The following is a 15,547-nucleotide window of genomic DNA, read 5'->3' as shown; positions in this document are numbered from 1 at the left end:
GTATTGGCTATGTCCGACTTTCGCATTCTTCGTGGTCAACCGTCGCGCTTGGCGGTGTGCCTGCTCGCCCTCGCAATGGCTGGCTGCGCGGTGGGGCCGGATTTCGTCAAACCCACGCCGTCGGCCCCGGATGACTGGACAAGTTGGCGCAGCGCCGACGATGCGTTGCGTACCCCTGTCGGCAACGAGCAGGCGTTGCCGGCGGACTGGTGGCGGGCGTTCGGCGATCCGACGCTGGACCGCCTTGCGCAACGGGCTTTCGAGGCAAGCCCGGACTTGCAAACGGCCGCGCTGCACTTCGCCCAGGCGCGTGCGCAGCGCAGCACCGTCGAGGCTCAACGCGGGCCGCAGGTCAACGCCAACGGCGGCGCGATCCGCCAGCGCCAGAGTGAGTATGGCGCCAGCACACGCATGATCGACGCCATCGGCGGCGACCGATCGACGCTGGCACAAGTGCTGAGTGAGCCTTTCACGCTCTACCAGATCGGCTTCGACGCCTCCTGGGAGCTGGACCTGTGGGGCCGCGTGCGCCGCTCGATCGAGGCAGCCGACGCCGAAGTGTCCGGCCAGGCGGCGCTGCTGGATCTGGCCCGGTTGAGCCTCATCAGCGATGTGGTGCGCAACTACTTCGAGCTGCGCACCACACAGCGCCAGATCCGCCTGGCGCGCGAGGACATCGCCGCGCTGGAGGAGCGCGTGGGCCTGCTGGAAGCGCGCGTGCAGGGTGGCATCGTCGATCACCTGGACCTGGAGCGCCAGCGCGCCGAATTGGCGGCGGTGAAAGCGCAATTGCCGGGGCTGCTGGCGCAGGAAGGCGCCAGCGCCAACCAGATCGCGCTGCTCCTGGGCGAGCGGCCCGGTGCCTTGCGCAACGAGCTGGCTGCCGTCGCCGACGACGGCAGGACGGCGTTGCCGGACTTGGCGCTGGGGCTGCCGTCGGAAGTTGCCCTGCGCCGGCCCGACATTCGCGCCGCCGAGGCTCGCCTGCATCGGGCCACGGCCAGCATCGGCGTTGCGCAAGCCGAGCTGTACCCAAGCATCCGCCTGGGTGCGCGGTTCGGGTACGAGTCCTATCTGAGCGGCGAATTCTCAGCCTGGGGCAGCCGCACATGGTCGATAGGACCGACTCTGAGCCTGCCGCTGTTCGACCGTGGCCGCCGCAAGAGCGTGGTGCAGTTGCGCGAGCTGGAGCAGCAAGAAGCGGCAGTGAACTACCAGAGGACCGTGCTCAAAGCCTGGCAGGAGATCGACGACGCGCTCAGCGGATACACCGCAGAGCAGCAGCAGGAACGTGAACTGCAAGCCCGAATGCACAGCGCCGGCCAAGCCTACGAACTGGCCCAGGCACGCTACGACGGCGGCATGGCCGATTTCCTCTCCGTGCTCGACAGCCAGCGTAGCTATTTGCAGGCGCGCCGAGAATTGGCAGCGAGCGAAGGGCGCGTGGGCACCCGCTACGTGATGGTCAACAAGGCCATTGGCAATACACAACTATCGGAAGGCGGCGTGACGAAATGACGAGCTTCGTTAGCGCGTACTCCGAGCGCACAGATCAACTGTTGTTGGTTGTGGAATTGGTCTGCTCGCATGATCGGGAACACTGCGGCGATTCGTCCTACCGGATACGGGAGGGGTGAAATGGAACTTCGGCATCTGCGCTGTTTCCTGGCCGTGGCCGAAGAACTCCACTTCGCCCGCGCGGCGGAAAAGCTGCACATCGAACAATCGCCACTGTCGCGTGCGATCAAGGAGCTAGAAGAAGAACTTGGCGTTGTGCTGTTCGCCCGCACCACGCGCAGCACGCGACTGACCCGTGCTGGAAAGCTGTTCTTGGAACACGTGCGCCGCGTGTTCACAGTCTTGGAACAAGCACGCGATAGCGTGAAAGCGGCGGCCCACGGCTTCCACGGACAATTGCGCGTGGCGTTGTCGGACGGCATCACACCGTCGCGCTTACCGGCTTTACTGGCGCTATGCCGACAGGAAGAACCGGAAGTTGAACTCCGATTCTTCGAGGTGCCGCTGTCACAGCAGATCAAGGGGCTGCATGACGATCTGTACGACGTGGGGTTTGCGCAGTCCGATGAAGTGGGCGATGGCATCACCACCATGCCTGTCTGGAGAGACACGCTCATCGTGACGGTGCCAGCGCGACATCCGCTGCTGGCACACAAGCGCATCCCTTTGGAGGAACTGCTGCGCTATCCGCTGGTTCTATGCGATCCACAAGTGTGCGAAGGCCATGCCAAATTCGTCGATCGGGTGCTACGTCGGGCCGACATGGAGCCGCTGGTCGCAGAACGGGTCGCTACGTGTGATTTGATGATGGCCTTGGTATCGGCCGGTTTCGCACTTGGGTTTACGGGTGCCGCGCGCATTGCCGCGAACCCTGACTCCGGCGTAGTGGCCCGACCGCTGGCGTTGCGCGTGCCGCCGCTGACAACCTACCTGCTTTACCCCGCCGGCGAGCCGTCCGATGTGCTGGCGCGGTTCATTGAGCGCGTGCAGGCCATCGAGTCACCGGAACCCCCAAGGCCCAAGTCGGGCCGTCATTCCGATTCCCTGGAGGAACCTGAGCCATGAAAAAGATCATCCCGTTCTTACTGGCGGCCGCGTTGACTGCTTGCGGCCAGTCCGAAACGCCTCCGAAGGCCAACACGTCGGAAGCGAATATCCCGACGGTGGAAGAACTGGCGTCCAACCCCGAACGGTTGAAGGAACTGCGCCAGCAATGCAAGACGGATCGCCCCAAGCTAGGCGACGTGCTGTGCAACCGGGTGGCCGAAGCCACGCGCAAGCGATTCTATGGCGACGGCGAGACGCCCTACACGCCGCCGAAAGAATCGCCGAAGTTCTGACCGTTGGCGGCTCGCCGCCTCGCCTTCATATTTCTGTTCGACACGCCGCAATGCGCCTTCGCTTGCGGCATTTTTCTTTGGCCTGCCGCTGCATTCATTCTGTCTTTTTGCTCGACCTTTCTGCTTGAAACGGTCTTTGACCAGCACTGATCCGGCACCGATCCTGACGCTTGCGGCACGTCCCTGTGCCGCGCTTTCCATGAGGAACCAGCGCAGGAGAAAGCGGAGGCCAGGTCATGCAAGGGACGAACGTGCTGTTCGGTCAGATCGCCGTGGTATTCGGCATCGTGATCGCCGGTGTGTGGGGTGCCACACAATGGACAGCGGCGGCCCTTGGCTATCAAGTACGCCTTGGCTCGCCCTGGTTCGACTTTCTTGGCACGTCGATCTACCACCCGTGGAAGCTGTTTGAGTGGTGGTTCTTCTTCGGCGCCTATGCGCCGGAGGTCTTCGACACCGGCGGTGCCATTGCCGGCGCCAGCGGCATGGTCGCCGTGGTCGTTGCCATCGCCATGTCGGTCTGGCGCTCGCGCCAGGCACGCATGGTCACGACCTACGGCTCGGCGCGATGGGCGAATGCGCACGACATTCGCAAGGCCGGCCTCACACAGCCTGCCGGCGTGTTCCTCGGTCAGCACGATCACCAGTACCTACGTCATGAAGGACCGGAACACGTCCTGACCTTCGCGCCCACGCGCTCGGGTAAAGGCGTGGGCCTAGTCATTCCCACACTCTTGAGTTGGCCGGCATCCGCCGTCATCCATGACATCAAGGGCGAGAACTGGAGCATCACCGCCGGCTGGCGTTCGCGTTTCTCGCACTGCCTGCTGTTCAACCCGACCGATGCGAAGTCGGCAGCCTACAACCCACTGCTGGAGGTGCGGCGCGGCGCGCATGAAGTGCGCGACGTTCAGAACATCGCGGACATTCTGGTCGATCCCGAAGGCGCGCTGGAGAAGCGCAACCATTGGGAAAAGACTTCGCACGCGCTGCTGGTCGGGGCCATCCTGCATGTGCTCTACGCGGGCGAAGACAAGACGCTGCGCGGCGTTGCCAACTTCCTGTCCGATCCGGCCAGCCCTTTCGAGCTGACCTTGCACCGGATGATGACCACGCCCCACCTGGGCGATGGCCCGCATCCGGTCGTGGCCTCGGCGGCGCGCGAAGTGCTCAACAAGTCGGATAACGAGCGCTCCGGCGTGTTGAGCACCGCCATGTCGTTCCTCGGCCTGTACCGCGATCCCACGGTGGCCGAAGTCACTTCGCGCTGCGACTGGCGCATTGCCGACCTGATCGCGGCCGAACATCCGGTGTCGCTGTATCTGGTGGTGCCGCCTTCGGACATTTCGCGGACGAAACCGCTGATTCGCCTGATCCTCAACCAGATCGGGCGGCGCCTAACCGAATCGCTTGATGGCTCCGACGGCATCGCGCGCCGCCACAAGCTGCTGCTGATGCTCGACGAGTTCCCGGCGCTGGGCAGGCTCGATTTTTTCGAGACGGCGCTGGCCTTCATGGCGGGCTACGGCATCCGCAGCTTCCTCATCGCGCAGTCGCTCAACCAGATCGACAAAGCCTACGGCCAGAACCATTCGATTCTGGATAACTGCCATGTGCGCGTGACGTTCGCCACGAACGACGAACGCACGGCGAAGCGCATTTCCGAGACGCTGGGCACGGCCACCGAGCTGCGCGCGCAGCGCAACTACGCGGGCCACCGGCTCGCGCCGTGGCTGGGCCACTTGATGGTGTCGCGCCAGGAGACGGCCCGGCCGCTGCTGACGCCGGGCGAAGTCATGCAGCTTCCGCCCGACGAGGCGGTGGTCATGGTGTCCAGCGTGGCGCCGATCAAGGCGAAGAAGCTGCGCTACTACGCGGACGCCAATTTCAAGCGCCGCGTGCTGCCGCCGCCTGCACTGGCGAACGGGCAGTACGCGGACGCGCCGCCGTCGCGCTCGGATGATTGGAGCGGCCTGGCTATTCCCGCCATGCCCGTCGCGCCTGCGTCCGATACCGCTGAGGGCTTCGCTGCCTCTGCCGATGACGGTGGCCCACGCCGTCAACCCGAACTCTCCGAAACCGTCGCCTACGCCCCCGAGCTGGCCGTGCCGGCTGCCGACCTCGCGCTGCTCGATGACGACGACGACCTGCCGCTTCCCCTTCCTCGCCAGCTTGACCCGGCCATGCAGCGCACGGCGCGGCTGGCTTCCCTCGACCCCAACGACGGAATCGAGCTATGAGCCACTACCGCCTCAACCTGTTCATCCAGCCGGAGCACGCCAAGCGCCTGGACGAGCTGGCCGCCAAGAAAGGCGTGTCCAAGTCGTCCATCGTCGCGGCGGCGCTCGCATCGTGGTTGTCGCCTGATGCCGCCGACCAGCGCGAGGCGGCCATCGCCAAGCGGCTTGATCGCCTGTCGCGGCAGGCGGAGCGCATGGAGCGCGACCAGAACATCGCCATCGAAACGCTGGCGCTGTTCATCCGCTACTACCTGACCGTGAGCACGCCCGTTCCCGAGGCGCACCAAGACGCGGCTCGCGCCCAGGGCAAAGCACGCTTCGAGCAGTTCGTGGAGCAGCTTGGGCGCCACCTGCTACGCGGACGCAGCCTGGTGCGCGACGTGGTGGAGGAACTGCACCCCGATCCGATGCGGATGGAGGACGCGGCGGCAGTCGCCCAAGCACAGGAGCGTGCGTCATGAGCGCCGTTCCGCAATCCATGACCGCCACGTCGCTCGACCGGCGCATCCAGATGTTGCGCACGGCGATGGGGCCGCTGATCGCCGCCGCGCTCGAAGACCCGGACGTGGTGGAAGTCATGCTGAATCCCGACCGCACCCTTTGGGTGGATCGGCTTTCATCGGGGCGTGCGCCGATGGGCGTGGAGCTGTCCGAAGCGGACGGCGAGCGAATCATCCGTCTTGTGGCGGCCCACGTCGGCGCGGAAGTGCATCGCGGCCAGCCGCTGCTGTCGGCCGAGCTGCCCGAGACCGGCGAACGCTTCGAGGGCATCTTGCCGCCCGCCGCGCCGGGGCCAGCCTTCGCGCTGCGTAAGCGCGCCATCGGCGTGATCCCGCTGGAGCGGTACGTCATCGACGGGATGATGACCAGCGCGCAGGCGGGCTTTCTGGTACGGGCCGTGCGCGAGCGGCAGAACGTGCTGATCGCCGGCGCCACCAGCAGCGGCAAGACCACGCTCGCCAATGCTTTGCTCGCCGAAATCGCCGCCACCGGCGACCGCGTGCTGGTGCTCGAAGACACGGTGGAACTGCAATGCGCGGCCCGCGACCACGTTCCCCTGCGCACCCGCGCAGGCGTGGTGTCGATGACCGAGCTGGTTCGCTCGTCCATGCGCCTGCGGCCTGATCGCGTCGTCGTCGGCGAGGTGCGCGGCGCCGAAGCACTGGATCTCATCAAGGTGTGGGGAACGGGCCACCCCGGCGGCATCGCCACGATCCACGCCGGTTCCGCGCTCGGCGCGCTGCTGCGCTTGGAGCAACTGATTCTCGAAGTGGCCGTGAACCCGCCGCGTGCGCTGATCGCTGAGGCGGTCAACGTGGTGATCTACATCGCCGGGCGTGGGCGCAAGCGCCGCATCGAGAGCATCGCCCGCGTCGTCGGCTTCGACGGCGTGGGCTACCAACTGGCGGACGCGATGGATGCGCCATTTCCCGAGCTGCCATCGCAGTCCGACCTTTCTTCCCCGTCCCTCAACCACCCTGGAGAACTGCCATGACGCAGATGCACGTTCCTGCTTTCCGTATTTTCGTAGATCCGCTTCCTCACCTGACCGGCTTGGCACGGCTGCGCAGCCTGGCACGCCCTGCGGGGCAAGGACTGCTGCTGGCCGCGCTGCTGCTGTTCATGGCCGGAACCGCGCAGGCCGCCGGTTCCTCGATGCCGTGGGAAGGCCCGCTGCAATCCATCCTCGAATCCATCCAGGGGCCAGTGGCGCGCATCGTCGCGGTCATCATCATCATCGCCACGGGCCTCGCACTCGCGTTCGGCGACACGTCCGGCGGATTCCGCAAGCTGATCCAGATCGTCTTCGGCCTGTCCATCGCCTTCGCGGCTTCGAGCTTCTTCCTGTCGTTCTTCAGCTTCTCCGGCGGGGCCGTCGTATGAGTGCCCCGGATGCCTTTGCGGCCGGGTTTGAAGTGCCGCTGCATCGCTCGCTGACCGAGCCGATCCTGCTGGGCGGTGCGCCACGCACCGTGGCGATCGCCAACGGCACGCTCGCTGCCGCAGTGGGGCTGGGCCTGCAACTGTGGATTCCCGGTGTCGTGCTCTGGATCGTCGGCCACTCGCTGGCGGTATGGGGCGCGCGCGTCGATCCGCAGTTCATGACCGTGTTCGCGCGGCACATCAAGCACCGCCCGCTGCTGGACGTGTGAGGGGACGCCGCCATGCTGAACCTTGCCGAATACCGCCAGCGGCCCGCACTGCTCGCCGACTGGCTACCGTGGGCCGGGTTGGTCGCGCCGGGCGTCATCTTGAACAAGGACGGTAGTTTCCAGCGCACGGCCCGGTTTCGCGGGCCTGACCTCGACAGTGCGACGCAAGGCGAGTTGATCGCCACGTCGGCGCGCTTGAACAACGCGCTGCGTCGCATGGGTTCGGGCTGGGCGCTGTTCATTGAGGCCGAGCGCCGACCCGCTGCCGACTATCCGCACTCGGAGTTTCCCGAGCCGCTGTCGTGGCTCGTGGAGGAGGAGCGCCGAGCCACCTTCGAGGAATCGGGCAACGACTTCGAGAGCGGCTATCACCTGACGCTGGTGTACCTGCCGCCCGAGGAATCGCGTGCCCGCGCGGCGGGGATGCTGTACGAGAACCGGCCCACCGAAGGCGTGGACTGGCGCGAGCGGCTGCAAGCCTTCGTCGCGGAGACGGATCGCGTCTTTGACCTGCTCGATGGCGTGATGCCGGAAATCGCTTGGCTCGATGACAGCCAGACGCTGACCTACCTGCACGCCACCATATCGACGCAGCGCTACCGCGTCGGCGTGCCCGAAGTGCCGTTCCATATCGACGCGCTGCTGACCGACTCTGCGCTGGTCGGTGGTCTGGCGCCCATGCTGGGCGACCAGCACCTGCGCGTGGTATCGGTGCGGGGCTTCCCGACCTCGACCTGGCCGGGGATTCTGGACGACCTCAACCGCCTCGGATTTGCCTATCGCTGGAGTACGCGCTTTCTCTGCCTGGACAAGGCCGAGGCGGAAAAAGAACTCGCCCGCCTGCGCCGCCAGTGGTTCGCCAAGCGCAAGAACGTCGTCGCGCTGCTGCGCGAAACGATCTTCCAGCAGGAAAGCCCGCTGGTCGATACCGACGCCAGCAACAAGGCGGCCGACGCCGATGCCGCCCTGCAGGAGTTGGGCAGCGATCAAGTCGCCTTCGGCTACCTCACTGCCACGGTGACGGTGCTCGATGCCGACCCGGCCGTGGCCGACGAAAAGCTGCGCATGGTGGAGCGTGTCATCCAGGGACGCGGCTTCGTCACCATCCCCGAAACGCTCAACGCCGTGGATGCGTGGCTGTCGTCCATTCCGGGCAACGCCTACGCCAACGTACGCCAGCCCATCGTCTCGACACTGAACCTGGCTCACATGATGCCGGTGTCGGCGGTATGGGCCGGGCCGGAGAAGAACGATCACCTCGACGGCCCGCCGCTGATCGTCACGCGCACCGATGGCGCCACGCCGTTCCGGCTGGTGACGCACATCGGCGACGTGGGCCACACGCTGGTCGCGGGGCCGACTGGCATGGGCAAGTCGGTCTTGCTCGCCACGCTGGCGATGCAATTCCGCCGCTATCGCGGCTCACGCATCTTCGCCTTCGACATGGGCCGCTCCATGCGAGCCACGATCCTTGGGCTGGGCGGCGAACACTACGACTTGGGCACGGACGGAGAAATCGCCTTCCAGCCCTTGGCACGCATCGACCGTGAGGGCTACCGCACCTGGGCCGCCGAGTGGATCGAAGGCCGCTTGCTGCACGAAGGCGTGGCGGTAGGCCCCGACGAGAAAGCGGCTATCTGGTCGGCGCTGGGAAGCCTCGCCGGTGCGCCGGTGGAGCAGCGCACGATGACGGGGCTTTCCGTGCTGCTGCAATCGAACACGCTGCGGCAGGCGCTGTCGCCTTATGTGCTCGGCGGTATCCACGGCAAGCTGCTGGACGCCGACCATGACCGGCTGGGCATGGCCGACGTGCAGTGCTTCGAGATGGAGGAACTGATGCACAGCAAGGCCGCCGTCATGGCCGTGCTGCATTACCTCTTTGCGCGTTTCGATGAACGCTTTGACGGTGCGCCCACGCTGCTGATCCTCGATGAAGCGTGGCTGTTCCTCGATGACCCGGTGTTTGCCGCGCGTATCCGCCAGTGGCTCAAGACGCTACGCAAGAAGAACGTCAGCGTCATCTTCGCCACGCAGTCGCTCGCCGACATCAAGGATTCGAGCATCGCCCCGGCGATCATCGAAAGCTGCGCTAGCCGCATCTTCCTGCCGAACCCGCAGGCCACCGAGCCGCAGATTCGCACGATCTACGAGGGCTTCGGCCTCAACAGCCGGCAGATCGAGATCGTCGCCACCGCGCAGCCCAAGCGCGACTACTACTACCAATCCCGTCTCGGCAACCGCCTGTTCGACCTCGACCTGGGGCCGGCGACGCTGGCCTTCGCGGGCGCTTCCACGCCGCAAGACCAGCGCGACATAGACCGCGTGCTGCTGGACGCCGGCGCACCCGGCTTCGCGGGCGCCTGGCTGCGCCATCGCGGCCTCGATTGGGCGGCCGACCTGCTGCCCTCGTTCCCCGGCCTGGCGCCGGGTTCCCTCCGTACCACCGACCACCCACAGGAGAGCCTGTCATGAAGAAGCGTCTTGTCGCCGCCGCCATCGCGGCCATGCTTTGCACCGCCACCGCCCATGCGCAATGGGTCGTGGTCGATCCCACGAACCTCGTGCAGAACACGCTGACCGCGATCCGCACGTTGCAGCAGATCAACAACCAGATTCAGCAGCTCCAGAACGAAGCGCAGATGCTGATGAACCAGGCACGCAACCTCGCCAGCCTGCCGTCCAGCGTGGTCGGCCAGTTGCGCGCCAATCTGGCAACCACGCAGCGGCTGATCGACCAGGCGCGCGGCTTGGCCTACGACGTGACGAATCTGGATCGGGAGTTCGCACGCCTGTATCCCGAGCAGTACGCCGCCACCGTCAGCGGCGACCAGATGTACCGCGACGCGCAGGAGCGTTGGCGGAACACGCTCAACGGCTTGCAGACCACCATGCAAATGCAGGCGCAGGTGTCGCAGAACCTGGGCGAAGACGAAAGTGTGCTGGCGGATCTTGTGGGCAAGAGCCAGTCGGCCGAAGGTGCGTTGCAGGCGATGCAGGCCATGAACCAGTTGCTGGCCTTGCAGGCCAAGCAGTCGATCCAGTCGCAGCGGCTCCAGATCACGCAAGACCGGGCGGCGTCGCTGGAGCTGGCGCGGCAGGCGGCAGCCACGGAGCGCGCCCGCGAGGTGCGGCGGCGCTTCCTGGGCGACGGCACGCCGTACACGCCGCAGTCCGTGAACTTCTACGGCAACTGACGGGAGGCCGCTATGCGATGCGTCCTCGTCCTGTGTGTCGCGCTGCTTGCCGCTTGCGGCGAGCAGCCGGCCGACCACCTTGCCGATGCCCTGGCCGCCGATCCCGCGCGGTTGAAGGCATTGCGCGCGCAATGCGCGGCCGACCGGCAGGCCACGGGCGAGGACGCTTGCCGTGCCGCCGCCGAAGCCTTCCGGCGGCGCTTCTTCTCCGGCCAGGCCGGGCCGGATGAATACCAGACGCTGGCCGACCTGCCGCCGATCCCGCCGAGCTTCGATGAACCGGCCGATGGCGAAGCGCCGCCCTTGACCGCCGTACCGGAGGACACGCCATGAATGACGTGACCATCATCGACCGCTTCCTCAACATCTTCTCCACCTACATCGACTCGGGTTTCGGGCTGTTGCAGGGCGAAGTGGCCTTCCTCACCGCCACGCTGATCGTCATCGACATGACGATCGCCGGACTGTATTGGGCGATGAGTCACGCCACCGGCCAGGGCGAGGACGTGATCGCCAAGCTGCTGCGCAAGGTGCTCTACGTCGGTGCCTTCGCTTACATCATCGGCAACTTCAACTGGCTGGCCGGCATCGTGTTCCGCTCCTTCGCCGGGCTGGGCCTGACGGCCACCGGCTCGACCATCACGATGGAGAACTTCTTGCAGCCGGGCCGACTGGCGAAAACCGGCATCGACGCAGGCGCTCCGATTCTGGAGCAAGTCGGCGAGATGGCCGGTTTCCCCGAGGTGTTTGTGAACCTCGATGCCATCACGGTGATGTTCCTCGCTTGGCTGGTCGTGGTCTTGTGCTTCTTCGTGCTGGCAATCCAGCTTTTCATCACGCTGATCGAGTTCAAGCTGACGACGCTCGCGGGCTTCGTGCTGGTGCCGTTTGCCTTGTGGAACAAGACGGCGTTCCTCGCCGAGAAGGTGCTGGGCAACGTGGTGTCGTCCGGCGTCAAGGTACTGGTGCTGGCCGTGATCGTCGGCATCGGCTCGGGCCTGTTCGCCGAGTTCCAGGTTCATCCCGATGACCCGTCCATCGACCACGCGCTGGTCATCATGCTTGCGTCGCTCACCTTGCTGGCGCTGGGCATCTTCGGCCCTGGCATCGCTACGGGCCTGGTGTCCGGTGCGCCGCAGCTCGGCGCCGGCGCTATGGCCGGCGCTGCTGTAGGCGCAGCCGGCACGGCCGTTGCCGTAGGCGCTGCCGCGACGGGCGTGGGCGGCGCGGTCATGGCCGGGGCGCGCATGGCGCCTGCCGCCGCCAAGCTCGCCGGCAGCGGCGCGCGTGCTGCCGCCTCGACGGCCAGCAGCGCACGCTCGGCGTTCCAGGCCGGTTCCGCCGCCGCAGGCGGTGGCGCGAAGGGCGCGATGGCCGGCTTGGGCAATGTCGCCAAGACCGGCGCGCAGTCCGCCGGGCGCGGCATCGCATCCCGTGCTTCCGCTGCTGGGCAACGCATGGCAGCTCCCTTCCGCTCCGGCTGGAGCGGCGCTGCTGCTGACGATGGCACGGCAGCCGGTGGAGCCGGGGCATCCGGCCGGGCCGCCGCAGGCGAGGCCACTTCCGGCGCAGCCAATGCGCAACCCGCTTGGGCCAAGCGGCTGCATCGCCGCCAGCAACTCACCCATGCCGCGACCACCACCGCGCACACGCTGCGCGGCGGCGATGGCGGCGGCTCGGGCCAAGGCCCAAGCCTGCGCGATTCCGATTCATAAGGAGAACTGACCATGCGATTCAAGCGACCGCAGGTGCGCTACGCCGACACGCCGCAGCCTGCCACTCCGTACCAAGCTGCCGGCCAGGTGTGGGACGAGCGCATCGGCTCGCCGCGCGTGCAGGCGAAGAACTGGCGCCTCATGGCCTTCGGCTGCCTGACGCTCGCGCTGCTGATGGCCGGCGGCCTAGTGTGGCGCTCGGCGCAATCCATCGTGACGCCCTACGTGGTGGAGGTGGACAACGCAGGCCAGGTGCGCGCCGTGGGCGAAGCGGCCACGCCGTACCGGCCCAACGATGCGCAGACGGCGCACCACATCGCGCGTTTCGTGACGCTGGTGCGCTCACTGTCCATCGACCCGATCGTCGTGCGGCAGAACTGGCTCGATGCCTACGACTACACGACCGACAAGGGCGCGGCCGTGCTCAACGACTACGCCCGCACCAGTGACCCGTTCGCTCGTATCGGTCGCGAGTCGGTGACGGTGCAGATCACCAGCGTCGTGCGCGCAAGCGACACGTCTTTCAACGTGCGCTGGACGGAGCGCCGCTACGTCAACGGCGCCGCGGCGGGCCTGGAGCGGTGGACGGCCGTGGTGTCCATCGTGCTCCAGCCGCCGCGCACCGAAGAACGCCTGCGCAAGAACCCCCTGGGCATCTACGTCAACGGCTTGTCGTGGAGCCGCGAGCTGGATTCTTCCGAAGGAGCCAAACCATGAATGCACTTTTCCGTAAATCCGCCTTGCCGGTGATCCTGCTGGCTTCGACTGTCTTGTTCACGGGCTGCGCCACGCAAGGCAAGCCGCCGCCGACCATCTCGCTCGATGAGCCGGTGCAGGCCCAGCCGCTGCCCGAACCGCCCGCGCCGGTGGAGGTGGTGGCCGTGCCCGAGGTGCTGCCGATGCCGGCGCAGTTGATGCCGGTGCCCGAGGCCGAAGACGCCAAACCTACGCCGGAACCGGCCGACGAGAAGGTGCGTGTCTCGCGCGCCAACGCCGAGGCCCGCGTCGCGCCCACGCGCGAGGGCTACGTCAACGCGATTCAGGTGTGGCCCTTCACCGATGGCGCGCTCTATCAGGTCTATGCGGCCGTGGGCCGCGTGACCGTGATTTCGCTCCAGCCGGGCGAGGAACTGGTGACGGTGGCCGCCGGCGATACCGTGCGCTGGATCGTGGGCGACACGTCCAGCGGCAGCGGCGCCGACCTGCGCGTGAACGTGCTGGTCAAGCCGATCCGCTCGGGACTCAAGACCAATCTCGTCATCACGACCAGCCGCCGCACCTATCTGCTGGAGCTGACCTCGACGGAAAAGACGTGGATGGCGTCGGCGTCCTGGGAGTACCCGCGCGACCGGATGCTGGCCTTGCAGCGCCAGGCGCAGGCGGCCAGCGCCGCAGCGCCGGTCGATACCGGGCTGGCGCTGGAGAACCTGCGCTTCCGCTACGCGATCAGCGGCAGCAATCCGCCGTGGAAGCCGCTGCGCGCTTTCGATGACGGCGAGAAGGTCTATATCCAGTTTCCGGCGGGCATCGCGCAAGGCGAGCTGCCGCCCCTGTTCGTCATCGGCGCGCAGGGCGATGGACAACTGGTGAACTACCGCTTCCGCTCGCCGTACTACATCGTGGATCGGCTGTTCGGCGCGGCCGAACTGCGCCTGGGCGGCGACAAGGGCGACGTGGTGCGAATCGAGCGCACGGACGGCGTTGCGCGGAGGAACTGACCATGAGCCAGGACGACACCCCCGACCTCGCCACGCCGCAGGCGGGCAAGGTCGCGCCCGAGGCGGTGGCGCTGCGCGCCCAGCCGCGCCCGGTCACGCGCCTGAACCGGCGCACGCTGGCCATCCTCGTCGGCAGCCTGTCGGTCGCCGTGCTCGGCGCCACGATCTGGTCATTGCAGCCACAGCGGCGCGGAGCCGGCGAGCAGACCGAGCTTTACAACGTCGATCGCGTGTCGAAGTCCGAAGGGCTGGACGCGCTGCCAACCGATTACTCGAAGCTGCCGGCCTTGCCGCCCGCCGCACCCGAGCTGGGGCCGCCACTACCGGGCGATCTTGGCCCGGCCATCGTGAAGTCGCAGCAGCCGGTGACGGCCGCCTACGCGGCCCCCGGCCACGACCCGAACGACGCGCTGCGCAAGGAAGCCGAAGCGGCTGCGGCATCGTCGGTGTTCTTCCGCTCGGGTTCGCAGAAGGCCGCGCCGGTAGCGCAGACGCAGGTGGCTGCCTCGCAGGGCTTCGCCGCCAATGCGGCGTTCGACCCACTGGCGGCTGGCCCGGCCTCGACGGCGGCCCAGCCTGCCGACCCGACCGCCGTACAGAACCGGCAAGACCAGAAAGAGGCGTTCCAGAAAGCCGGAACCACGGAAACCCGTAATTCCGGCAATCTGACCCTGCCGGCTTCGCCGTATCAGGTCATGGCCGGAACGGTGGTCGCCGGGGCGCTGGTGACGGGCATCAAGTCGGACTTGCCGGGCGACGTGATCGCCACGGTGACGGAGCCGGTCTATGACACGGCCACCGGCAAGTTCCTGCTGATCCCGCAGGGTTCGCGCATCCTGGGCAAATACAACAGCCAGGTCAGCTACGGGCAGAGCCGCGTGCAGGTGGTGTGGAACCGGATCATCCTGCCCGACACGTCTTCGCTCACGCTCGACAACCTGGCCGGCACCGACCCGGCCGGTTATGCCGGGCTGGAAGACGACGTGGATTGGCATTGGGGCCGCATCTTTGCCGGCGCGGCGCTGACCACGCTGCTGGGTGTCGGTGCCGAGCTGGCCGCGCCGGAGAACCGGCAGGACGGTGATCGCGTCATCATCGCCGGCCGCGACAGCGCCCAAGACAGCATCAATCAGGTCGGCCAAGAGATGACACGGCGCAACATGAACATCCAACCGACGCTGACCGAACGGCCGGGCCTGCCGGTTCGCATCATCGTCAACCGCGATCTGGTGCTGCGGCCGTACCAGCCGCTTTTCTTCAACAGGGGGACTTCACGATGACGACGCGCAAGCTGCGGCTGGGGCCGCTGCCGAAAACCGAATCCACGAAGCTGACCTTTGCTTGCCCGGCCAGCCTGAAAGCCGACCTCGACCGCTACGCCGCGCTGCACGCGCAGACCTACGGCGAAGCGGTCGATGCCACGGTGCTGATTCCGCACATGCTGGAAGCCTTCATGGCGGGGGATCGGGGATTCAGGAAGGGAGGCGCGGGCAAGGCCGCGCCGTCGAAGCCAAGCTGATGACGCCGGTTCCCGTGGTATCCATCCCTCGAACGCGCAGCCCAAGGCTGCGCGTTCTTCGTTCTGGAGGGCTGCGGCGTTGTGGGCTATGATGATGAGACGCGGCCGCCGTCTGCTGGCAATCGTCCCCGATGCAGCACGCTCCGGCTT

At 66.8% G+C, this 15,547-nt stretch carries 16 protein-coding genes; all 16 read left to right on the top strand.

The window, feature by feature from the left end:
• The first annotated feature begins 9 nt into the window (after positions 1–9).
• The 16 genes from ACEU5R_RS17570 to ACEU5R_RS17495 all read left to right on the top strand — a co-directional run bounded on the left by ACEU5R_RS17570 (position 10) and on the right by ACEU5R_RS17495 (position 15,397).
• Positions 10–1,518, top strand: a complete 1,509-nt coding sequence (locus ACEU5R_RS17570) for an efflux transporter outer membrane subunit (RefSeq protein ID WP_031656915.1) — start codon at positions 10–12, stop codon at positions 1,516–1,518.
• 120 nt (positions 1,519–1,638) lie between these two features.
• A complete protein-coding gene (locus tag ACEU5R_RS17565) occupies positions 1,639–2,583 on the top strand; it encodes a LysR family transcriptional regulator (protein ID WP_033475075.1) in 945 nt (314 codons plus the stop codon).
• On the top strand, positions 2,580–2,858 hold the full coding sequence (locus ACEU5R_RS17560) for an EexN family lipoprotein (protein ID WP_031656913.1): 279 nt from the start codon (positions 2,580–2,582) through the stop codon (positions 2,856–2,858). The genes ACEU5R_RS17565 and ACEU5R_RS17560 overlap by 4 nt, the downstream gene beginning before the upstream one ends.
• Before the next feature lie 236 nt (positions 2,859–3,094).
• Positions 3,095–5,098, top strand: coding sequence for a conjugal transfer protein TraG (locus ACEU5R_RS17555; RefSeq protein ID WP_033475076.1), 2,004 nt, complete (start codon positions 3,095–3,097; stop codon positions 5,096–5,098).
• Complete coding sequence (locus ACEU5R_RS17550; RefSeq protein ID WP_033475077.1) at positions 5,095–5,559, top strand: ribbon-helix-helix protein, CopG family; 465 nt, start codon at positions 5,095–5,097, stop codon at positions 5,557–5,559. The genes ACEU5R_RS17555 and ACEU5R_RS17550 overlap by 4 nt, the downstream gene beginning before the upstream one ends.
• Positions 5,556–6,593 (top strand): P-type conjugative transfer ATPase TrbB, encoded by a 1,038-nt coding sequence (trbB, locus tag ACEU5R_RS17545; protein WP_031656907.1) that lies wholly within the window; start codon positions 5,556–5,558, stop codon positions 6,591–6,593. Before ACEU5R_RS17550 ends, trbB begins: the two co-directional genes overlap by 4 nt.
• Entirely contained in the window at positions 6,590–6,982 is a 393-nt protein-coding gene (locus tag ACEU5R_RS17540; RefSeq protein ID WP_033475078.1) for a TrbC/VirB2 family protein, read from the top strand. Before trbB ends, ACEU5R_RS17540 begins: the two co-directional genes overlap by 4 nt.
• Positions 6,979–7,251 carry a VirB3 family type IV secretion system protein gene (locus ACEU5R_RS17535; RefSeq protein WP_031656903.1) on the top strand — a complete coding sequence of 91 codons (273 nt, stop codon included), beginning with the start codon at positions 6,979–6,981 and terminating at the stop codon, positions 7,249–7,251. Before ACEU5R_RS17540 ends, ACEU5R_RS17535 begins: the two co-directional genes overlap by 4 nt.
• Positions 7,252–7,263: 12 nt before the next feature.
• Complete coding sequence (gene trbE / locus ACEU5R_RS17530) at positions 7,264–9,723, top strand: conjugal transfer protein TrbE (protein ID WP_033475079.1); 2,460 nt, start codon at positions 7,264–7,266, stop codon at positions 9,721–9,723.
• A complete protein-coding gene (gene trbJ, locus ACEU5R_RS17525; protein WP_033475080.1) occupies positions 9,720–10,445 on the top strand; it encodes a P-type conjugative transfer protein TrbJ in 726 nt (241 codons plus the stop codon). Before trbE ends, trbJ begins: the two co-directional genes overlap by 4 nt.
• Before the next feature lie 12 nt (positions 10,446–10,457).
• Positions 10,458–10,778 carry an EexN family lipoprotein gene (locus ACEU5R_RS17520; RefSeq protein WP_033475081.1) on the top strand — a complete coding sequence of 107 codons (321 nt, stop codon included), beginning with the start codon at positions 10,458–10,460 and terminating at the stop codon, positions 10,776–10,778.
• Positions 10,775–12,160: a P-type conjugative transfer protein TrbL gene (gene trbL, locus ACEU5R_RS17515; protein WP_024889309.1), complete on the top strand. Its 1,386-nt coding sequence runs from the start codon at positions 10,775–10,777 to the stop codon at positions 12,158–12,160. The genes ACEU5R_RS17520 and trbL overlap by 4 nt, the downstream gene beginning before the upstream one ends.
• A 12-nt stretch (positions 12,161–12,172) precedes the next feature.
• Positions 12,173–12,877 (top strand): conjugal transfer protein TrbF, encoded by a 705-nt coding sequence (gene trbF / locus ACEU5R_RS17510; RefSeq protein ID WP_024889308.1) that lies wholly within the window; start codon positions 12,173–12,175, stop codon positions 12,875–12,877.
• The gene (gene trbG, locus ACEU5R_RS17505) at positions 12,874–13,878 is read left to right on the top strand and encodes a P-type conjugative transfer protein TrbG (RefSeq protein WP_024889307.1); all 1,005 of its coding nucleotides are present in this window, start codon (positions 12,874–12,876) and stop codon (positions 13,876–13,878) included. Before trbF ends, trbG begins: the two co-directional genes overlap by 4 nt.
• A gap of 2 nt (positions 13,879–13,880) precedes the next feature.
• Complete coding sequence (locus ACEU5R_RS17500) at positions 13,881–15,158, top strand: TrbI/VirB10 family protein (RefSeq protein ID WP_033475082.1); 1,278 nt, start codon at positions 13,881–13,883, stop codon at positions 15,156–15,158.
• Positions 15,155–15,397 (top strand): DUF2274 domain-containing protein, encoded by a 243-nt coding sequence (locus ACEU5R_RS17495; protein WP_033475083.1) that lies wholly within the window; start codon positions 15,155–15,157, stop codon positions 15,395–15,397. The genes ACEU5R_RS17500 and ACEU5R_RS17495 overlap by 4 nt, the downstream gene beginning before the upstream one ends.
• Positions 15,398–15,547: the final 150 nt, after the last annotated feature.

It is taken from the genome of Achromobacter sp. 413638, from assembly GCF_043119405.1.
Taxonomy (GTDB): domain Bacteria; phylum Pseudomonadota; class Gammaproteobacteria; order Burkholderiales; family Burkholderiaceae_B; genus Achromobacter.
The sequence above is the reverse complement of the archived record's forward strand: the minus strand, read 5'-3'. Positions and strand labels throughout refer to the sequence as shown.